The 19,590-nt window shown below is 51.8% G+C and carries 17 protein-coding genes; 8 read left to right on the plus strand and 9 right to left on the minus strand.

Annotated elements, in window-relative coordinates:
- Positions 1-114: 114 nt before the first annotated feature.
- A complete protein-coding gene (locus RIC19_RS10165) occupies positions 115-549 on the plus strand; it encodes a cytochrome B (RefSeq protein ID WP_350178201.1) in 435 nt (144 codons plus the stop codon).
- A 549-nt stretch (positions 550-1,098) separates the two neighbouring features.
- Here the strand turns inward: RIC19_RS10165 and RIC19_RS10170 are convergent.
- The gene (locus RIC19_RS10170) at positions 1,099-2,133 is read right to left on the minus strand and encodes a hypothetical protein (protein ID WP_350178202.1); all 1,035 of its coding nucleotides are present in this window, start codon (positions 2,131-2,133) and stop codon (positions 1,099-1,101) included.
- A 380-nt stretch (positions 2,134-2,513) separates the two neighbouring features.
- On the opposite strand from RIC19_RS10170, the gene RIC19_RS10175 reads away from it, so the two are divergent.
- The gene (locus RIC19_RS10175; protein ID WP_350178203.1) at positions 2,514-3,452 is read left to right on the plus strand and encodes a sterol desaturase family protein; all 939 of its coding nucleotides are present in this window, start codon (positions 2,514-2,516) and stop codon (positions 3,450-3,452) included.
- 120 nt (positions 3,453-3,572) lie between these two features.
- Here RIC19_RS10175 and RIC19_RS10180 read toward each other — a convergent pair whose 3' ends face one another.
- The 3 genes from RIC19_RS10180 to RIC19_RS10190 form a co-directional block, all read right to left on the minus strand.
- Complete coding sequence (locus RIC19_RS10180) at positions 3,573-4,472, minus strand: prohibitin family protein (protein WP_350178204.1); 900 nt, start codon at positions 4,470-4,472, stop codon at positions 3,573-3,575.
- Positions 4,473-4,692: 220 nt separating this feature from the next.
- Positions 4,693-5,745: an alkaline phosphatase D family protein gene (locus RIC19_RS10185; RefSeq protein ID WP_350178205.1), complete on the minus strand. Its 1,053-nt coding sequence runs from the start codon at positions 5,743-5,745 to the stop codon at positions 4,693-4,695.
- 88 nt (positions 5,746-5,833) lie between these two features.
- On the minus strand, positions 5,834-6,061 hold the full coding sequence (locus RIC19_RS10190) for a hypothetical protein (RefSeq protein WP_350178206.1): 228 nt from the start codon (positions 6,059-6,061) through the stop codon (positions 5,834-5,836).
- On the opposite strand from RIC19_RS10190, the gene RIC19_RS10195 reads away from it, so the two are divergent.
- Positions 6,060-7,271 (plus strand): NAD(P)-dependent oxidoreductase, encoded by a 1,212-nt coding sequence (locus RIC19_RS10195; RefSeq protein WP_350178207.1) that lies wholly within the window; start codon positions 6,060-6,062, stop codon positions 7,269-7,271. The genes RIC19_RS10190 and RIC19_RS10195 overlap by 2 nt on opposite strands.
- Positions 7,272-7,476: 205 nt before the next feature.
- On the opposite strand, the gene RIC19_RS10200 is transcribed toward RIC19_RS10195, so the two are convergent.
- Positions 7,477-8,427 (minus strand): phosphoribosylaminoimidazolesuccinocarboxamide synthase, encoded by a 951-nt coding sequence (locus RIC19_RS10200; RefSeq protein WP_350178208.1) that lies wholly within the window; start codon positions 8,425-8,427, stop codon positions 7,477-7,479.
- Between the two features lie 141 nt (positions 8,428-8,568).
- Here RIC19_RS10200 and RIC19_RS10205 point away from each other — a divergent pair, with 141 nt between their 5' ends.
- From RIC19_RS10205 to RIC19_RS10220, 4 genes are all read left to right on the plus strand, one after another.
- Positions 8,569-11,886, plus strand: a complete 3,318-nt coding sequence (locus tag RIC19_RS10205; protein WP_350178209.1) for a T9SS type A sorting domain-containing protein — start codon at positions 8,569-8,571, stop codon at positions 11,884-11,886.
- Between the two features lie 83 nt (positions 11,887-11,969).
- Positions 11,970-12,728, plus strand: a complete 759-nt coding sequence (locus RIC19_RS10210) for a 5-oxoprolinase subunit PxpA (protein ID WP_350178210.1) — start codon at positions 11,970-11,972, stop codon at positions 12,726-12,728.
- Complete coding sequence (pxpB, locus tag RIC19_RS10215; protein WP_350178211.1) at positions 12,725-13,354, plus strand: 5-oxoprolinase subunit PxpB; 630 nt, start codon at positions 12,725-12,727, stop codon at positions 13,352-13,354. The genes RIC19_RS10210 and pxpB overlap by 4 nt, the downstream gene beginning before the upstream one ends.
- A gap of 11 nt (positions 13,355-13,365) precedes the next feature.
- Positions 13,366-14,235, plus strand: coding sequence for a 5-oxoprolinase subunit C family protein (locus RIC19_RS10220; protein WP_350178212.1), 870 nt, complete (start codon positions 13,366-13,368; stop codon positions 14,233-14,235).
- Positions 14,236-14,237: 2 nt separating this feature from the next.
- Here the strand turns inward: RIC19_RS10220 and RIC19_RS10225 are convergent, their stop codons facing one another.
- Entirely contained in the window at positions 14,238-16,082 is a 1,845-nt protein-coding gene (locus RIC19_RS10225) for a right-handed parallel beta-helix repeat-containing protein (protein ID WP_350178213.1), read from the minus strand.
- A gap of 229 nt (positions 16,083-16,311) precedes the next feature.
- Here RIC19_RS10225 and RIC19_RS10230 point away from each other — a divergent pair, with 229 nt between their 5' ends.
- Positions 16,312-16,632, plus strand: coding sequence for a hypothetical protein (locus RIC19_RS10230; protein ID WP_350178214.1), 321 nt, complete (start codon positions 16,312-16,314; stop codon positions 16,630-16,632).
- Here the strand turns inward: RIC19_RS10230 and era are convergent.
- The 3 genes from era to RIC19_RS10245 all read right to left on the minus strand — a co-directional run bounded on the left by era (position 16,629) and on the right by RIC19_RS10245 (position 19,590).
- Positions 16,629-17,519, minus strand: coding sequence for a GTPase Era (gene era / locus RIC19_RS10235; RefSeq protein WP_350178215.1), 891 nt, complete (start codon positions 17,517-17,519; stop codon positions 16,629-16,631). The genes RIC19_RS10230 and era overlap by 4 nt on opposite strands.
- A gap of 14 nt (positions 17,520-17,533) precedes the next feature.
- Positions 17,534-18,127 (minus strand): hypothetical protein, encoded by a 594-nt coding sequence (locus tag RIC19_RS10240; protein ID WP_350178216.1) that lies wholly within the window; start codon positions 18,125-18,127, stop codon positions 17,534-17,536.
- 92 nt (positions 18,128-18,219) lie between these two features.
- Entirely contained in the window at positions 18,220-19,590 is a 1,371-nt protein-coding gene (locus RIC19_RS10245; RefSeq protein WP_350178217.1) for a peptidylprolyl isomerase, read from the minus strand.

The raw sequence follows: 19,590 nt of genomic DNA on the forward strand, positions 1-19,590 counted from the left end.
GTAAAGATTACAACTACATTACGAAATCCCAGTTTACGGGGAGAAAGCTAAGGGGAGTGGCTTAGAAATAGTAGATTTGCCAATCCTTCACACCATTGACCAAAATTTGAATTTATGTACAACATGCTTAAACACGCGCACTCGGGCTTACGGTGGCTACTGCTCGCGGCGCTCATCTATGCCATCATCAAAGGTTTCCAATCCTGGAGAAGCGGAAAGGCTTTCAGCAAGCCTTCGGCACTTATCGGGTTGATTATCACGCACATTCAGCTCATCATCGGGCTGTTATTGTACTTCGTATTCAGTCCTCTGGTTTCTTTCGAAGAAGGCTTCATGAAAAACGACATCACCCGCTTCTACACGATGGAGCACTTTGTCACCATGATCCTGGCCATTGTGCTGATCACCATAGGCTACAGCCGGGGCAAGCGCAAGACAGACAGTACCGCAGCCGGCAAAGCAGTCTTTGTCTTTTACCTGATCGGCCTGGTGCTTATCCTATTGGGTATTCCGTGGCCGTTCCGTGGCCTTGGGGCGGGGTGGTTCTAATCCGTTATTCCGGAAACCATTCAGCGTAGAAGCTCGGGAGAACCAAGGGTCTCAGAGCATGTTTGGAGCTCGTTACTATTGCAAATTAACGCTTTATGAACCCCGCAGAAATGCGGGGCAAGCTCTGACTTCCTCACTAAATTTTCATTTAGCGCGTATTGGGACTTTTGTCTTCTAGTCGAAAACTAACAATTTTCGGTTAGACGAGGCATGAAAACCGGAGTTTAGCCTTAGTTAGATAGCCTGTCCCGCAGTTTGCGGGAAGGATTTTCGGGACAAAGTCCAAGCAAAAAAGTGTCCCGGTGCACCAGGACAAACCGATTACTAAAGTCCCAACACGCTCTAACCCGCTAAACTCAAATTTAGTGCCTTTGCCAGAACCATAAATCCTTGATTTTCATGACGAAACTGCTCCAAACAAGCTCTCGAGCTTGAAATACGCCAAAATAATTCGGACCAATCGCACCAGAGCTTCACCAGCCTGAATAACAAAAGCCTGTTCTGCAATGATGCAAAACAGGCTTTTGTTTTCCCGGAACCTCACAAGAGTTACTTGCTCAGTGGCGTAGGGCACCCCTGTATGGCCATGTCTTCACAAACCAGCCCATTATCCAGTGCTACGTAGAAAGAGTCCAGGTATTCTGTCATTTCACGCCTGCCGCTGCGGCTGAGAAAATCAAAATTTTCTACCATCGCTACAAAGGTATCCTGCTTTGACTTGAAAAGCTCTAAGGTGGGCTGGAGTTCACTGCCGGAGCGCTCAGCTCCCAGATAAACCCGATCCCCCACTTTAGTCTGTCCAACCTCCTGCGAAGGCACCGCATAACCCACATTAACCAAGCCTGAGAAATCAAAGTCATAAGGCACAACGGTATGCAAGCCTCCATTGACTGGTTTCAGGATTTTAAGGTTACGGGACATCGGAACAGACCAGTCCACGTTTCCGATCATATACTGGAACATCGCGTGAGTCCGCAGGTTATCCTGCTGGAACTCCACCGTGGAAAGGCCGAAACATTCTTCGCACTCCACACTGTTTTTGCGAGCCGCCAGCTCATCAATATCTTCAAGCAAAATACCGTACTTGACCAGCTTTTGGTTGCTTTCGGTATCGATATAGGTCACCTCTACCAATTTAGCCCGGAGTGCGTGATCAGAAAGTTGCTGATACATTTTGTAAGTGAGGTACTCCCTTAGGACTGCTTCCTTACCTTTCCTACCGGTTTGGCAATGGGTTACCAACTTCAGGTCATCATAGTCTGCTAAGCCACGTGCCCGCAGGTCTTTTTTGGAAAAATCGATCCGTAAAGGTGGAAAGTCACATACCCGGCGGCGGTAACGGCCACGGGCGCGAATTTCCCCGGACAGTTCGACCCAGGCTCCATGGGCATCCTGGAAACGGAAAACCGCCGGGTATTCTTCGTTCGTATTCACCTTGGCGTACATGGTATCCAGGCTAAATTCAAGTTCCAGTTTTAACAACTCCGTATGCTCAAACTGGTCAAATAAGGTGGGATTCTCAGCCCTAAGCCCCAGGGGCGTAAGGCAGACTGCTAATAGCAGCGTTCTGAAAATTGTTTTCATAATTTTTAAATGTCGTGGTGATTTCAAAAAAACGGGCGCTGTGCCCTTTGTTTGTCGGTTTCTTTTATGCTGAACTTATCTTATAGCGTGTCGGGGCTTTTTAGAAGCGTTCATGCTGTAAAGATGCCTTTAAAGGGCTTTGCCCCCTACTTTTTTAGATTAGCATCCAGAAAAATCCAACGAATTTCAGGAGGAAGTAGGGGGTTACGGTGTCCTATTACATCAGTTTGGTGTCGCATGCTTTTCAGGCATACCGCTATTGGGGCAAAAGGTCAACAGCTCATCAAACTTGACAAAATTTCTACCGTACATCTTTGTTATTCTGTGTATTAAAGCACTTCTTTACATGTCCGCCTATCATTTTTATCAAAAAACAGGAAATGAACAATCCTAAATTGACGTTAGAGCAGATCTTCGCCATGGACCTGCCTCCAATCATTATTTATGCCGCTCCGGTGATGTTTACGTTGGTCTTCATAGAGTATTTCATCCGGATTCGAAAGATGCGCCGTAATTATGATACGAAAGATGCATTTGCCGCCACTGCAGTAGGGATTGGCAATATCATCTCCTCTGCCCTCACAAAGGTGGTCACCTTTGGCGTCGTTTTGTTTTGCTACAACCTCGTACCCTGGAGCCTGCCCATTACCTGGTGGTCTTTTTTGATTTGCTTTATCGTGCTGGATTTGTGCCGGTACTGGGCACACCGGGTGGCGCACGAACAGCGCTTCTGGTGGGCAACCCATGTCACGCACCACTCCTCAGAACAATACAACTTTACGGTCTCCTTCCGCCTGTCCTGGATTCAACAACTGAAGATCATCTTCTTTTTGCCCATTGCATTCATGGGCATCCACCCGGTGGTCTTCTTCATTGTCCATCAGGTGGAAGTCTTGTACCAGTTTTGGCTGCATACCGAGCTCATCAAAAAATTGCCCCGGCCTATTGAATACATCTTCACCACACCTTCTCACCACCGCGTCCACCACGGGACGAATGAGAAGTACCTGGATAAAAATTATGGCTCTACGTTGATCATCTGGGACCGCATCTTCGGCTCTTTTAAGGAGGAGGAAGAAACACCGGACTATGGCATTCTCAAGCCTGTCAACTCTTACAATCCGGTTTATCTGGTTTTTCATGAGGCAATAGACATCGTAAAAGACCTGGCCGCATACCGGTCACCAAAAGCCTGGTGGAAAATCCTGTTCGGCAGCCCTAATCTGACCTTAGACAAAAAAGCTTACGCCGAAGCAGCAGGGATGCCCACTCCCGGTGAAGAACAGTCCGCACCTTCAAAGGCTAAAGCCGAAGTATAGGCGGGCCATTGTCCAAAAACGGGAACGGCAGCCCTTTTGGTTGAGCTGCCGTTCCGGTTGGTGTTGCACTCCGTTATGCCCTTAGGGCTTGCCTGTGAGCGCTACAGGAAAGTGCGGGGCTTACTTTTGATCGTTATTCAACAATTCAGCAGGCAGCCCCAGGAAAGGCGTATCTCCGTTGGTCACGATAATCTTCGAGTTTTGGGAGCGAGCCATTTGCAGGAAAGCTTCTATGGCATGGTAGCGCAGTACTTCCCCCGTAAGAGACTCCTGAAGCCCGGCATTGGCTTCTGCCTGCGCTTCTGCCTGCAACCGGAGAGCTGCGGCATCACCGGCAGCCTGTATTTCTACCCGCTGCCGTTCTGCATCTGCCTTAATGACGGCTGCGTCCCGCTCGCCACGGGCCTGAATGACAAGGCGCTCTGCATCCAGTTGCTCCCGCTGCTTGATGAACTCCATACGCTGAGCATCCTGTTCTGCCTGCAACTTTTCTTCAATGGAGTTCGCCAGCCCGGAGGGCAACACAATGCTTTTCATTAGCACATTGTCGACAATCAAACCTTTGGGTTCCAAAATCTCTGCCATCCGGTCACGAATCTGAGCTTCAATAACGGCCCGTTCACCCGAGTGCATATCTTTGGCCAGAAAACGGGAGCTGACATCAGCAGCTGCAGAGCGGAATACAGGCAGTATCACTTCGCTTTCATAAGCCCGCCCGATATCGCGCAGCAGCTTCGGTGCGCTGGAAGGCCGGATACGGTACAAAATGGACATTACAGAGGTGATCGTCAGCCCTTCCTTTGAGGGCAGGCTGCTTTTAATTTCCAGGTTTACAGTACGGGTCGGCAGCGTGATGATATTAGTCGTGAATGGATTATACCCCTTGGGGCCTTCCGACAAAGCTTCGTTGCTGATCTTGCCCAGGCGCTGCTTAATGCCTACTTCGCCAGGACGGACGACCATACAACTGCTCAACAAAAAGGTGCCGATAAACACGGTTATTACGGTTCTGATTTTCATAGCTATAATTTTCTTATAATGACCTTGAGAACCTGCTTTTGGTTCACGCATTTGCACGCTTTACGGTCTTACAATACCTAAACATTTATGGACAGCGAGTTGGTAGTGGCCGAGGATCGTGATTTCCATAATCTTAGGTTCCCTGCAGTGCTGCAAGCCGACAGGGAACCTAAGATTATGTTTGGAGGTGATTGACAAGGTAAAAGCTGCCCAAAACACGCTACCATTTCACAAGCCGATCATAAGCCTCGACCTCCGTAAAGCGCTCCTTGCCCGTTACATCGATAATTTTCATGCGTAATTGCCCTTTTTCCCAGTCTATTTCCAGCAGTCCAAAGTGGTTTTCCATCACTGGCCCTTGAATCCGGTGGTCATTCGGAGTGGCAAAGCCCCAGGTAGAGGTGATGCCGCTGGACGTGACGTCATAGATGGGGTACAGCCCGGGGTAGTCCACCTTTGAAACTTCCGCGTAGTGCACATCGCCGGAAATAAAGACCACTCCATTGGCTTTTTTAGCTTTGATGAGCTCCAACATGCGCTTCTGTTCATGCGGGAAATTAGCCCAGGCTTCATAACCGTTGTACGTAATCCCAAACTGCGTACTGCTGCCTATGATCCTTAGATCAGCGGGCTTTTCGAGGGCTTTGCCCAGCCAGGCCCACTGCGTTTCGCCAAGCATTGTGGAGTCCCCGGTTTCGTAGGGCCAATAACCCAGATCGTAATGGAAAGCCACCGTGTCCACTTCCTGCCCTCCGTAGGGACGCAAATCATCTCTGAAGGTCCGGGTATCCAGCAGGATGATTTGCACCTTCTTGTCGCCAGCTTCCAGCACATAATCGGTATAAATGCCCGGACGGCTGTAGCGTTCATCGGCTTCCGGCACCTCAAACACCTCCAGGAAAATCGCCTTGGAAGCTTCTTTCTCCGGATAATGCCGTCCGCTGTCATTCCAGCCATAGTCGTGGTCGTCCCAGGTCGCCAAAATCACGGTACTGTCTTTCAGTGCCTGATACTCCGGCTTGGCCATCCAGCGGCCGTACTTGTTGCGGAGGGTATCCATATTGTGGGTATCGCCGTAGATGTTGTCGCCAAGAAAGACGAAGGCATCAGGCTGTTGCTCAGCAGCAAGGCGCAGTACCGGCTGTGGCTGATCCTGAAAACCGCAGGAGCCAAATGCGATGCGGGTAACGGGCTGCACGTCATCATTTTCAGGTGTGGTTGCGCAACTCCATAGCAGCACCGCAACAAGGAATAGGTAAAGCTGATTCTTCATATTGGGTTGAATTATTAGAGATTAGGGGTAGTCGGTGTTTATATCCCACGATCCTTCTTCCTGCCCAAATTAAGGTTTTGTAAGGATTTCAGCCTTGCCGTTTGGTAAAAACAGCATTACCCACCAACTGCTCATCAAAAGATAAAGGGGTAAACGTTCTAAAATCCCGCTTTGGGGGCTGGATTGACTTATGTAGCCCCTGAAAAGATAAAATTCCCCCCACCTCCTTCCTGTTCTCGCCGATTTCTATATTTTTACCATCACCAAATAAAACTGAGGAAGGCTCGCTTCTCCAGTCACCAAAATTATAGCTCATGAAAATTGGCATTATCCGAGAGGGTAAAATCCCGCCTGACTCGCGCGTTCCGCTCATTCCAGAGCAATGTGCTGCCATTATGGGAAAGTACCAGGGCGTTGATATCGTTGTGCAGCCAGCCCCGGGCCGCTGTTACCCGAATGAAGCCTACCGACACCAAAACATAAAACTGACCGAAGACCTTAATTCCTGCGAAGTCCTTATGGGGGTAAAGGAAGTACCGGTCAGCCAACTGATCCCCAACAAGACTTACTTCTTCTTTTCGCACACCATCAAGGAGCAGCCCTACAACCGGAAACTGCTACAGGCAGTCCTAAAGAACAACATCCGCCTGATCGACTACGAGGTCCTGACGGATGAACGGGGCAGGCGGTTAATCGCTTTCGGCAAATTCGCCGGCATGGTTGGTGCCCACAACGGGATCATGGCTTATGGGAACCGAACGGGCCTTTTTGACCTGGTGCGCATGAAAGATTGCCTGGACTATGCAGCGGCACGTCAGGTGTACAAGCAAATGCAGTGGCCCGCCATGAAGGTTGTCCTAACCGGCACAGGCCGCGTAGGTAAAGGTGCCGCTCTGGTACTTCGGGATATGGGGCTGAAAAAAGTCAGCCCGGAGGAGTTCCTTACCCAGCATTACGAAGAAGCCGTCTTCACGGTACTCGCCTGTGCAGATTATGCGGCCAGAAAGGATGGCAAACCCTTTCAAAAGCAGGACTTCTATCAGAACCCTTCCGCTTACAAAAGTATCTTTGCGCCTTACGCCAAAGTAGCGGATGTCATGATCAATGGCATTTACTGGGATAATGAAGCACCGGCTTTCTTTTCTCTGGGGGAAATGCAGGAGGAGGACTTCAATATTCAGGTGATTGCTGATGTCACCTGCGATATTGCACCCGTTTCCTCTATTCCTTCCACACTGCGCCCAAGCACGATCCCTGATCCGGTATTTGGATTCGATCCGGCGGCCGGTGCCGAAAGCGAGCCCTATCAGCCCGATACAGTGGATATGATGACCATCGACAATCTCCCCAATGAGCTGCCCCGGGATGCCTCCAAAGCCTTTGGACAGCAATTTGTGGAGCACATTTTGCCTGAGTTGTTGAAACCGCACAGCAAAGTTATTGAGCGGGCTACTGTAGCAGCAAACGGGCAGTTGGGGCCTCATTTTAAATACCTCAAAGGGTATGTGGAAGGGGTCGGGGTGTAAGAGCGTAAAAGCTCAGAGCATGTTTGGAGCTCGTTGCTATTGCAAATCAACGCTTTACGAACCTGACTTCGGAGAAGTCAAACCTTTTCAACCTTGGCAACACCACAGGAGATCGACTTCGGAGAAGTCACATGTTATCCCCCATCGGTGGAGGTGCTCCTTCTACTCACCTTTGGAAACCCAGCTTTTCAAACTTGACAAAGCACTATTCCTTCAGCCCATTTAGAATATTTTGCTCAATGCGCTGAGCAATATTTGTCGTATCCGTACGCTCAAAAGCCAGGCCTGTGATGCGTTCGTAGAGTTCGATATAGCGCTCAGAGACCTGCTCAATGAATGCATCCGGCATAATAGGCATAATCTGCCCGTCCTTGCCCTGAAAGCCATGCTCCATCAGCCATTCGCGCACGAACTCTTTGCTGAGCTGCTTTTGCCGCTCCCCTTTCGCCTGCCGTGCTTCGTACCCGTCTGCGTAGTAGTAGCGGGAGCTGTCTGGCGTATGGATTTCGTCAATCAGGTAAATTTTACCCCCGCGCTTCCCAAACTCGTACTTGGTGTCTACCAGCAGCAAGCCTTGCTTTGCTGCCATCTCTGTACCCCGCTGAAAAAGCGCCCGGGTGTATTGCTCCAACTGTTTGTAGTCGGCCTCGCTTACAATGCCTTTCGCGATAATCTCCTCCCGGCTGATGTCCTCATCGTGCCCTTCGTCCGCTTTAGTAGCCGGTGTAATGATAGGCTCCGGAAACCGGTCACTTTCTTTCATTCCATCAGGCATAGGCACCCCGCAGAGCACACGTTTGCCGGCCTTATACTCCCGCCAGGCGTGGCCCGCCAGATAGCCCCGGATGACCATCTCCACTTTGAAAGGCGTACAAGCTACCCCTACCGCTACATTGGGGTCAGGCACAGCTTCCAGCCAATTGGGGACAATATCCTCAGTGGCTTTCAGGAAATGCGTAGCCACCTGATTCAGCACCTGCCCTTTGTAGGGAATAGGACGAAGCAGGACATGATCAAACGCAGAAATCCGGTCGGAAGCAACCATGATGAGTTTTTCGCCTATAGTGTACACATCACGTACTTTGCCGCGGTAGAAGGCCGTCTGGCCCGGCAGATTCATTTGCGTCTCCAATACAGCATCGGCTAGATTAGACATCGGCTTAGATTTTTCGCAAAGGTAATTACAATTTCCAAAGCAAATTACCGTAAGGCTCTTTCAATCTGTTATATTCAAGGTCTGAAATAGGAAAAAGCCAACCGAATCTTGGCCCTTCCACCACTAAACTATTCAAAAAAAATGAGGAACTGTATTACTGCCTTTTTTGTACTCTTATTTAACGCCCCACTTTTGCTTCAGGCTCAACAGCTGACCTTACCGGCGGAGCGGAGTACGGCGGAATTCCTGGGTAAAAGCCCCGAACTTTCAACCCTTACGGACCAGGACAGGACCCGCACGGGCAAAGCCAAGCTCCGGAAAATGATCCCCAAGGAAATCCCTAATTTTACTCAGCGCCAGCGGGTGCCCCGCAATGCTGCGGAAACAGCCTTGCCCAAGGGTGCGGACCCCAGGGTGGCGGACCAGCAGCTGCGCAGCCAGAACCTGGTGGTGGAGCCTTCCCTTGTTTTTGAGGGCATTGACCGACCGGCTTCCGGCGGCGTTTCTCCACCAGACCCCTGCGGCGACCTCAACGGGAAACACTACATCCAAATGACCAATGCCAGTGGTGGTACCATGCTCAGGATCTACGATTTGGAAGGCAACCTGACCCTTGAGCTCCCCTCACTGAGTACACTATGGGCAGAGTTTGGCGTAGCAGGACTGGGAGACCCCATCGTCCTTTGGGACCATGCCGCCAACCGTTGGATGATTTCTGAATTCCAGGACTTTAGCGGTAATGCGTTGTTGGTCGCCGTCTCTGTAACCGATGACCCCGCCGGCGAATGGTACGCCTACCGCTTTCAAACCCCCAGCTTCCCGGATTACCCGAAGTACTCCGTGTGGCACAATGCCTACCTCGTCACCACCAACGAACCATCGGATGGTAATGTGCCCATCTACGCTTTAGAACGTTCCGCGATGCTGCAGGGTACTGATCCCGGTGTGCAGCGGCTGGGCATTCCAAAATTCTCAGTGGGTGGCTTTCAAGTGGCAACACCGGTAGACTGGGATGGCAACACCCCACCCCCGGCAGACGCCCCCGGCTACGTGGTACGTTTGTACGATGATGCCTGGGAAGGCGGTCAGGATAAAGTCGAACTTTGGGAAGTGCACCTCGACTGGGCAAATGATGCCAACAATTTTGTTGCGGGCCCAATGGATATACCTGGAGCACCCTTCGATGCCGAAATCTGCCCCAACGGTGGCTTCTTCGACTGTATTGAACAACCCAACGGACAACTCGTGGATGGCCTGCAGGACATCATCCTCCACCGGGTCCCTTACCTCAACTTTGGCTCTCATGAGTCCATCCTTCTTCACTTTGCCGTTGATGTAGACGGTACCGACCGGGCTGGGCTGCGCTGGATGGAACTCCGCAAAACACCGGGGGCAGACTGGTCCATCTACCAGGAAGGCACTTACAGTAAAGATGATGGGCTAAGCCGCTTCGCAGGCGGTATCTCCATGGACTTCAACGGGAATATCTTAATGGCTTACTCTGTGGGGGGGCCGGACCGCGACTTGTCACTGCGCTACACGGGGCGGTTGAATGCCGACCCCCTGGGCATTATGACTGTAGAAGAATACGAGTTTGCTGAAGGCTTAAGTTCACAAAGTGGGTCACGCTGGGGCGACTATGCCGCAATGGCCGTTGACCCCCTCACGGGTACTGACTTTTGGTTCACCGGCGAATATATGGGAGCAAATGGGCTATGGGGTACCAAAATCCTCTCGGCAAAGCTGCGCCGCGACTCTAACGACGTAGGCATTCAGGCTTTGACCGCCCCGCAATCCTCTGGTTACCTCACCGGTACCGAAAACGTGCAGGTAGCCGTGCGCAACTTTGGCTACAAGCCTTTGGCCGACTACACCATAGGCTTTCAGTTTGAAAATGGCCTGGTCTTCACCGATACCATTCCGGACACACTGGCATCAGATAGTATCTACCTGCATACTTTTTCGGAGACCGTAGATATGGAAGCCCTTGGCACCTACAACATCAACCTGTTCACCAGCCATCCGCTGGATACCGCCAATTTCAATGATACCCTGCGCGTACAGGTAGAGCAGCTGCCTCGTAACGATGTGGCGATTGCTAATATCTTTGGTCTGGAGCAAAACATTTGTGATACAACAGCACTGGTGGAACTGGTGATCCAAAATGCCGGAGTGGATACCCTGTTCTCTGCCTTCATCACTACAGGCCTGAATGGTATGATCGGTGATGATATCGAGTGGGAAGGCACCCTCCCACCCGATGCAACCGAAACGATTGTACTAGAACTTTCCCCTCTTGTGAACGGCACCAATGAGTTTGCGGTCAGCGTGGGGTTCCCTAATGAAGTGAACGACGAAAACCAGGCCAATGACAGCCGGGAAATTCAATTTGAAGCTGTACTGGATGGACAGGAAGTTACCGTCCGCCTGCTGACGGATTCCTACCCGGATGAAACCAGCTGGGAAATACTTGACCTTACCGGCAACCTGATCGGTGAAAGAGGCCCCTTCGAGGAACAGACCTCCCTGCAGGAGACGAAGTTTTGCCTGCCGGATGCCTGCTATGTTTTTGTGCTCAAAGACAGCTGGGGCGATGGTTTGATTGGCCCACCGGCCGGTAATTTTGAAATCGTTGACGGGGAGGGCAATATCCTCGCGCAACTGGGCGACGAGATCAATTTCGGCAGCCAAACCCAACGCACCTTTTGCGCTACGTTTTCCTGCCTGCTGTCTATTGATGCCTCAGTCATAAATGAATCTGCGCCGGGCGCTGAAGATGGCAGTATCATCCTCAGCCTGTCTGACGGAATTCAGGACTTCGAGTACAGCATCAATGGCGGAGATTCCTTCCAGGACAGCCCGGTTTTTTCCAACCTGTTCGGCGGGACTTACGAATGTGTAGGACGAGATATCAACGGCTGTCTGGCAGACACCCTGATAACCCTGGCAACTTGCGCCCTGGACCTGTCTGCAGAAGTGACCAATGCTACAGAGGGACAACCCAATGGCAGTATTTTGGTCAATGTTACCGGTGCCCAAGGTGACCTGCTGTACCAACTGGATAATGGTTCTTTTCAGGAAAGCGGCCTCTTCGAAGGATTGGCGCCCGATAATTACATCATTACCGTTCAGGACGGTGCCGGCTGCGAACAGAGCCTCTTGGTAACAGTAGAGATGACTTCTTCAGCAACCCAAACCTTCTTCGGCAAAGCCGTGAAGCTCTACCCCAACCCAACGGATGGCTTCGTTCAGGTGGAAATCCGTGGGCTGGAACGCACCAACTTCCTCCCGGTACGTATCCTGAATGCTAACGGGCAAACTGTGCGCCACGCGCGCCTCGTCACCTACGGCGACACTACGCGTGGTATTGTGTCTTTGTACGACCTCCCGGCAGGCACTTACTTCCTCCGGTTTGAACACGAGGACCTTCCCCGATTGTTTAAGGTAATGAAGCAGTAAGCGCGAGCATGGGCAGAGGCTATCAATTCCTGGCCTCTGCCCTGCCTGGGCTAGTGCACTTGCAGCCCCAAAAGGAATGGATCATGCAGCAATCGATCGACATCAATGCAGACTTAGGGGAAAGTACCCAAACACGACGTTTTGAACACGAAGACCACCTTTTCCCCTATTTGTCCTCCTGCAATATTGCCTGTGGGTTCCACGGGGGTGACCCGGTATTCATCGAAGCGGCCATTCGGCAAGCACTAAAACACAGGCTCCAAATTGGTGCCCATCCCTCCTACCCCGACCGGCTCAACTTCGGCCGGCAACCGATGAACCTGCCTTCCACTGAGCTGCAAGCAGTGCTCCGCTATCAAGTCAGTGCGCTGAAAGGTATGGTAGAAAGCCTGGGCGGTCAACTCTCCTACATCAAACCCCACGGTGCTTTGTACCATACCCTCTGTCAGCATGAAGCTCAAGCCCAACTGGCCGTAGCGGTCTTCACAGCCATTGACCCTAACCTGAAGATCATGGGCTTACCGGGATCAGCGCTGGCCCGTGCCGCCGGGAAGGCCGGGCTCTATTTCATTCGTGAGGGCTTCGCAGACCGCCGTTATGGGCCGGAGGGGCAATTGCTTCCCCGAAATATGCCCGGAGCCGTGCTCAAAGACCCCGCCAAAGTGGTGGAACAAGCCCGGCAAATCCTGATGGAAAGCTCGGTCACTACAAGTGCCGGCACCCGGCTACCTCTTCAGGTGGACAGCCTCTGCATCCACGGAGACAACCCTATGGCGGTTCCTGCCTTGAAAGCACTGGACCACTTCTTCGCACAATCCGGCATTCAAAAAAGTAGCGTATGAAGATACTCCCATTCGGCGACCGTGCCCTGCTCATCAATTGGCCACAGCGCATTGACCCCGAAATCAATGCAGAGGTACATGCCTGGCAACGGGCGATCGACAGGGCGCAGATCAAAGGTGTGGCGTATTCAATCCCTGCCTTTTGTTCGCTAACCCTTGTATTTAACCCTCTGGAGGTATCCTTTGCGACCCTGAAAGCAGAACTGGAAAGCCTGAAAGTCAACACAGATGGACCACCCAAATCCGGCCGAACTTTTGATATCCCGGTGGCGTATAACGGAGCCGACTTGTCCGCTGTTGCCCGGCACACCGGCCTCTCAACATCCGAAATCATCAAACAGCACAGCAACCGGGCCTACCAGGTATATATGATCGGGTTCTTACCGGGGTTCCCGTACCTGGGGCCTGTGCCTGAGCCTCTGCACTGCCCCAGAAAAACGACACCCCGCAGGTCAGTGCCAGCAGGAGCTATTGGCCTGGCTGGTGCTCAAACCGGTATTTATCCTTTTGAAGCACCGGGCGGCTGGCAAATCATCGGGCAGACCCCCACTCCGGTGTTCCACCCGAAAGCGGAAGCCCCTTTTTTGCTGCGCGCCGGTGATACCGTTATTTTCACCCCCCTCTAACCCTCAACCAGATGCCCGAGATCGAAATAGGTTCTACCGGATGGTACGATACCCTGCAGGATGAAGGCCGGCCGGGCTATCAGTCGTTCGGAGTGCCCGTTGGGGGTGCGATGGACCGGCGGGCGGCGGCGCTCGCTAATCAGCTGGTGCATAACCCCCTCTCTACGCCTGTTCTGGAAAGTACCCTGATGGGGCCCCGGCTGCGCTTTCATACCCCAGCCCAAATTGCCCTGACCGGCGCTTCTATCCAACCTCAACTCAATGGGGCCCCCGTACCAACCTACACCACACTGACCGTCGGCGCCGGATCGGTACTGGAAGTCGGTCGCATGGAAAAAGGTTGCCGAACGTACCTGGCCGTTCACGGTGAATGGCAAGTACCGAAATGGCTCGGCAGTTGCAGTCCGCCTCCTTTTCAGGCGGATCAGCTCACGCCAGCAAGCGTGATCCGGCCTCATCAGCGTATCCATATCAAAGCCGGCAAATTGGTGCCCATTCGGGCAATAGAGCTGAAAAACCGCCCTGCCTTTCCTCAACAACGAACGGTGGGTGTCTTACCCGGTCCAGAGTGGCCCGCCTTCTCCCGATTGGCGATTGCCCGCTTTTTCGGCAAAGCCTTCACCGTGAGTAATGAGGCCAACCGGATGGGGCTGCGATTGAAGGAGACTGTAGAGCATACTTCAACATTAGGCCAGCTCATTTCATCAGCCGTACTGCCGGGTACGGTGCAGTTGCCTCCTTCCGGTCAGCCCATCATCCTGATGGCAGATGCACAGACCACCGGTGGTTATCCACGGCTGGTACAGGTACTTGCAGACGATCTGCCCATATTAGCACAGTTGCGCCCTGGGGACAGGATCCGGTTTACCTTACCCGAATAAATCTAATTATCCCACTGGAAAGATACGGCAGCACCCCGCTTCTTAAACACCCCAAAGGCGGTAGTCACGGCTTCTCCCACAAACTCAAATTGTAAAGCCTGCCGTTCAGCGTCCGGATCAACTCGGGCCGTGACTGTAGCCGGGAAGGTCCCCGTTTTGGGCGTCACCCGAGTAAAGCCTTCCCCTCCGCTGAGCCGCCAATTGCCCTGTGGTCCGAGCAACAAAAAAGTCATTGTTTCTTCGTTTTGTGCACGCAGCCAGGCGATGGGCCGCCGAAAATCATAAGGCCCCCATTCGGTTACCAGGATATACTTCCGTCCACGCAGGTGCCCTTCCGGCAGCATAGCATCCCCGGCATCGGGCAAGGGGGCAGGCTGAATCTTTTGAACGGGTGCGAGCCCCCGACTAGTAGTGCGCCAGTTGCGGCGTACAGCGGGGGCAGGCAAGTCTGCGGTTGGATTATCGCTTGCAAAAGCGCTGGCGTCACCGAGCGCGCCCCTGCCAATCCGGTTTTTCACCAGCACGAGTGCGTCATTAGGCTGTTCAACCTCCAAAAGCTTTTCGAATGCATAAAACTGATTGTCGTCATTCACCGCCATATTGGAGGTGCCGGAGACCGAAAGCGGAATGCCCGTTTTATAAAAGAGGTTATGCTGCAGGGTATAATCCCGGCTATCCACCTCCCGCTGTTGAGTGTAGACCCAATCCTCCGGTTGCGTTGCCCGTTCCCACAACTTGACGCCCACAGCGCAGCTATCAAAAATATTGTACTGAATGGTGTTGCCGTGCCCGTGCTCTATAGCGATACCGAAGTCACAGTTTCGGAGGTCATTGGCGCTCATCAGGCTTTCGTAGCTGTACCCGCCCCAGATACCGTAGCGGCACTCATGCAGGCGGTTAGCGGCTATGATGTTACGGCTGAAAGTCACTTCAATGCCGTTGGTGGGCGCATGAGAAAAGTCGTTGCCAAAGATGATGTTGTCATTGCACCCGCCCTCACCGGTATCCATCGTATGCTGCCCTGCCCAAAGGAAAAAGCCATCGCCAGAGTGGGTGGCGGAGTTGTAGGCGAAGGTATTGTTTGAGCTTTGCTCGTAGCACAAAATGCCGGCACTGTCTTGCCCGCGGCTGTACACCCCGTAGCTGAAGCCCCGCACATTCCAGTCGAGGCGGTTGTGCATGACCTGATTGTAACTACTCCTGTACAGCCCGATACCGATACCTGAATTAAACTGAATGGTGTTATTATAGAAAGCCCCCTGATTGCAATGGGTCATCATCAGCCCGTTTTGCCCGCCGGTGACGCGGAGGCGGCGGACCGTAGCGGCATCGCAGTTTTTCAGATAGACCGCCGCGCCATACCGCAGCCACTCGTCATCCTCATTGTGATGATGGTACAGCCAATCGCTGAGGTCTTCTGCCTGAGGGGTACTTTTCATCCGCTGCCGGTAGTTATAGCTAAAGTCGCAGTCCTCGATAATCAGGCTATCGGTATTTTCCGCCATTAGCGCCACCTTATACCCCCGGGCGTTGAGGTTGCGGAGGGTCACGTTTTTGCTGTTGCGCACCAGTACAGCCAATCCGGTAAAAGTGTTGGGCAGGGTATCCGTTTTACTTCCTATGAGTAAAGCACCGCCGAAGTCAACCGTCAGCCCTTCCCCTTCTATAATGAGAACCGGCCGGGACAAGGTCTCACTGGAAATAAAAAGGGTGTCAGATTGGAAATCGGTTGACTGTGTAATAATCAGCCCGGACTGCAGCCGGGTGGCTTTCGGCGCTGTGCTACAGCTCCAAAGTGTCAAAGCAAACAATAAAAAGACCAGACCGTTGTACCGAATAACTTTCATGACTAGCTGTTTGGACCTAAGAGCGTGTTGGGACTTTTGTCTCCTAGTCGAAAACTAACCATTTTTTGGTTGTACGAGGCACGAAAACCGGAGTTTAGCCGGAGTTAAATGCCTGTCCCGCAGTTTGCGGGAAGGATTTTCGGGACGAAGTATAAGCAAGCCCGATTACTAAAGTCCCAACACGCTCCAAGGCTATATTTGGAACAAACTCTAAGATAGTAAAAGCAATATGTACGTAGATATATCCATCACTGAAGAAGACCTGCGGTTGATCATGGGCAAGCCCTTCGAGCCCCGCTATGCTGCTGCCCTGCGGGATGCGTTCTGCCCGGCTTGCCGGCAAAAGGAAGACAACGCTGTCCGTCCGGAAAAACTATGGCTTAACCCGGCCGGCGATGTCATCGTGGAAGGGGCTTGTTCCAGTTGCGGCGCGCCCGTAGAGAAACTGCTCGAAACAGGCGTTGAGCCCCGGCAGTACGATCAGGCGATGGCCATACGGGAGTACAAGGTGGAGATTGGGAAAGACTATGAAATAAGACAGGTTGATTAATACCCAAAATGCTTTAACGACCGCTCATCATCCCGCCAGTTATCTTTCACCTTGACGTGCAGCTCCAGGAATACCTTACTATCTAACCACTCTTCTATACTCTTGCGGGCTTCCATGCCGAGCTTTTTAATCGCGCTCCCGCCCTTGCCAATGATGATAGACTTTTGGGTTTTACGAGCTACATATATCTCCGCGCTAATACGCACTAATGGCTCCCCCCTCGTCGTTTCGCCATCCTGAAAGGCCGTAACGATCACTTCGCAGGAATAAGGGATTTCCTGTTGGTAAAGAATCAGAATTTTCTCCCGGATGATTTCACTGATAAAAAAGCGCTCCGGGCGGTCGGTCAGCTGATCCTTGGGGTAGTAAGCGGGACCCTCAGGCAGGTACTTCATGACCACCTCCATCAAACGCTCTGTATTGACCTTCTGCAGGGCAGAAACCGGGATGGTCTCTGTGAAAGTAATCCGGTCATTCCAAAACCTGATCAACTCCAGCACTTTCCCATCATCTACGGTATCAATTTTATTGATCAGCAAGAACAGCGGCACTTTGACATTTTGCAGGCGCTGAATGATGGGGTCGTCGTCAGCGTAATGCTCGCCTGGCTCCGTGACAAACATCATGACATCTGCATCTTCAAAGGTGGAGAAGGCAAAGTGGTTCATGGACTCCTGCATACGGTAGGAAGGAGCTTCGATTACCCCGGGCGTATCCGAAAAAACAACCTGATAATCGTCTCCGCTCACCAGCCCGATGATACGATGACGGGTGGTCTGCGGTTTCTTAGTAATGATGGACATACGCTCGCCAACAAGGGCGTTCATAAGCGTAGATTTGCCGACGTTAGGCCGGCCAATAATATTCACAAATCCGGATTGATGCATGCCGTTAGAATTAATTACAGCTCTTCAGGAAGATACCGTTGAAGTTCACCGTGCACCAGCGCGTCCATAGCCTTGAAAAACAGTTTAGGCTTATGAGGCCGCCAGTTGATGTCGTTAAACGCATCGCCAAAGTTAACAAACTGATGCAATTGGGTGTCTTGCATTTCCTCTTTCACATGAGACAGGGTGTTGACAAAGCAAATCCACCCCCCTTCTTCAACAACATCCTCGTACCACTCTTCGTAGTAACAGTCGTCAGAGCCGTGAAAGTTAAGCACATTTTCGCATACTATGATGTATTTGTAGATGCCCTGATCTGACATGCGGTCTATGACTTCCCGCTTTAGGTACATGACATCATTGGAGAGCGCATCATTCCATTCGCCAATGAGCTCGATGATGGTAAAGGCTTCCTCATAGTCGGCATACAATACTTTTAGGTATAGGGTGTCAGAGCCAAACTCATCCCACTGCGGGTGTATAAAGTAGTTGTAGACTTTATTGGAGAAGGTAAATTCGCTGTAGGAGCGTCCGTAGAACGGGGAGCGTTCATCCCGGGCAGAAATATAATTTCCTCTCCAGCGATAATAAGGCTCGATATCGTGCATATAGCTATCGCAGTTTGCATTTGAGAATACTGCAATTTAACGAACGATGCTGCATAAAGTTTTGCCCGGCGGGCGGTTCGCCGGGCGGAATCTTATGGCTTCGCATTTTTATCGATGGTCCACTTCATTAACACCGGGCAACCGCTGAACATGGGGTCCAAATCGATGTAAGTGGCATCAACTTTGTCTTCCACCCATTCGCTGATGAAGTCGTTTTTTTTCGCTTCGATGGCGGCTAGCTGAATTTTGGAATAGTCCTGCTTGAGGTCTGCCTTGTGCGGTTTTGAACGCGATTGCAGCTGCACGATCCGGAAGTAGCGCTCCCCGGTGGGGTCGCGGAACATAAACGGGGCAGAAACACTATTGACGTCCATCGTATCTACAGTAAAGTAAATATCGGGGTCCAGGTCGCCAATTTCAAAGAAGGTATTGCCGGTAGCCGGGTTGACCATGCGGCCATCATTATTGTAGCTCTGTTGTTCATCGTTGCCAAAACGCTTTACAGCCAGAGAGAAGCTAATGGAATCATCCATGATCAGGTGGCGGACACTATCCAGGCGGGCTTTAGCCAGCTCCAGGTCAGCGTCTGTAATTGCAGGCTTGATAAGAATGTGCCGGACCCGGATGGAATTACCCCGCCGTTCCAGCATCTGAATAATATGGAACCCAAATTGGGATTCAATCACCGGAGAGATTTCGTCCTTTTCCAGGCGGAAGGCAGCTGCTTCAAATTCAGGCACGTAGCGCCCGCGCTTGGCCCATCCCAGGTCGCCACCCGAACGGGCAGAACCATCGTCGGAGTATTTTCCAGCCAGCTCTGCAAAGTCTTCACCTGCCTCCACAATCCGTTCGCGCAGCTCTTCCAGCAAGCTAATGGCTTTCTCGCGTTCTCCTTTATTGATCTTTGGCTTGTACACAATCTCACCGACCTCAACTTCAGAGTTGAAGTAAGGCAGGCTATCCTTGGGAATAGAGCTAAAAAATTCCTTCACCTCGGATGGCGTAACGGTTACACTTGCCATAATTTGGCCGCGCATCCGCTCTACCAGCAACTGGCTTTTCAGGTCTTCCCGGAATTGTGCTTTCACCTCATTAATGGACTGCCCGTAGTATTCTTCAAACTGGCTCACGTCATTGTTCATAAAGCCCAGGATACGCTCAATCCTTGCATCCAGCTGTACTTCCACTTCCTCGTCCGCTACCATAATACTATCCAGCTTAGACTGATTGAGCAGCAGCTTGTTGGCCATGATCTGGTCCATGATATTACAACGGATATCATCAGGCAGGTTAGATTGCTGCGAAGCCATCAGGGCACGCTGTTCTTCCACCTCTGAGAGCAGCACCAGCTCTCCGCCTACCGTTGCAACGACTTTATCTATGACTTCACGCTGAGCCCAGCCGCTTGTTCCAATGCACAAGAAGCACAGGGCGCTGATCCAATATTTCATTGCTGTATTCAT

The organism is Phaeodactylibacter sp., from assembly GCF_040219495.1.
GTDB lineage: Bacteria > Bacteroidota > Bacteroidia > Chitinophagales > Saprospiraceae > Phaeodactylibacter.

Excerpts from the sequence above, each read along its gene's own strand:
- RIC19_RS10185 (WP_350178205.1), bottom strand. The coding sequence starts at position 5,745 with ATGAAGAATCAGCTTTACCTATTCCTTGTTGCGGTGCTGCTATGGAGT.
- RIC19_RS10230 (WP_350178214.1), top strand. The coding sequence starts at position 16,312 with ATGTACGTAGATATATCCATCACTGAAGAAGACCTGCGGTTGATCATG.
- RIC19_RS10170 (WP_350178202.1), bottom strand. The coding sequence starts at position 2,133 with ATGAAAACAATTTTCAGAACGCTGCTATTAGCAGTCTGCCTTACGCCC.
- RIC19_RS10210 (WP_350178210.1), top strand. The coding sequence starts at position 11,970 with ATGCAGCAATCGATCGACATCAATGCAGACTTAGGGGAAAGTACCCAA.
- RIC19_RS10245 (WP_350178217.1), bottom strand. The coding sequence starts at position 19,590 with ATGAATACAGCAATGAAATATTGGATCAGCGCCCTGTGCTTCTTGTGC.
- RIC19_RS10220 (WP_350178212.1), top strand. The coding sequence starts at position 13,366 with ATGCCCGAGATCGAAATAGGTTCTACCGGATGGTACGATACCCTGCAG.
- RIC19_RS10195 (WP_350178207.1), top strand. The coding sequence starts at position 6,060 with ATGAAAATTGGCATTATCCGAGAGGGTAAAATCCCGCCTGACTCGCGC.
- RIC19_RS10190 (WP_350178206.1), bottom strand. The coding sequence starts at position 6,061 with ATGAGCTATAATTTTGGTGACTGGAGAAGCGAGCCTTCCTCAGTTTTA.
- RIC19_RS10165 (WP_350178201.1), top strand. The coding sequence starts at position 115 with ATGTACAACATGCTTAAACACGCGCACTCGGGCTTACGGTGGCTACTG.
- RIC19_RS10240 (WP_350178216.1), bottom strand. The coding sequence starts at position 18,127 with ATGCACGATATCGAGCCTTATTATCGCTGGAGAGGAAATTATATTTCT.
- RIC19_RS10200 (WP_350178208.1), bottom strand. The coding sequence starts at position 8,427 with ATGTCTAATCTAGCCGATGCTGTATTGGAGACGCAAATGAATCTGCCG.
- RIC19_RS10175 (WP_350178203.1), top strand. The coding sequence starts at position 2,514 with ATGAACAATCCTAAATTGACGTTAGAGCAGATCTTCGCCATGGACCTG.
- RIC19_RS10225 (WP_350178213.1), bottom strand. The coding sequence starts at position 16,082 with ATGAAAGTTATTCGGTACAACGGTCTGGTCTTTTTATTGTTTGCTTTG.
- RIC19_RS10205 (WP_350178209.1), top strand. The coding sequence starts at position 8,569 with ATGAGGAACTGTATTACTGCCTTTTTTGTACTCTTATTTAACGCCCCA.
- pxpB (WP_350178211.1), top strand. The coding sequence starts at position 12,725 with ATGAAGATACTCCCATTCGGCGACCGTGCCCTGCTCATCAATTGGCCA.
- RIC19_RS10180 (WP_350178204.1), bottom strand. The coding sequence starts at position 4,472 with ATGAAAATCAGAACCGTAATAACCGTGTTTATCGGCACCTTTTTGTTG.
- era (WP_350178215.1), bottom strand. The coding sequence starts at position 17,519 with ATGCATCAATCCGGATTTGTGAATATTATTGGCCGGCCTAACGTCGGC.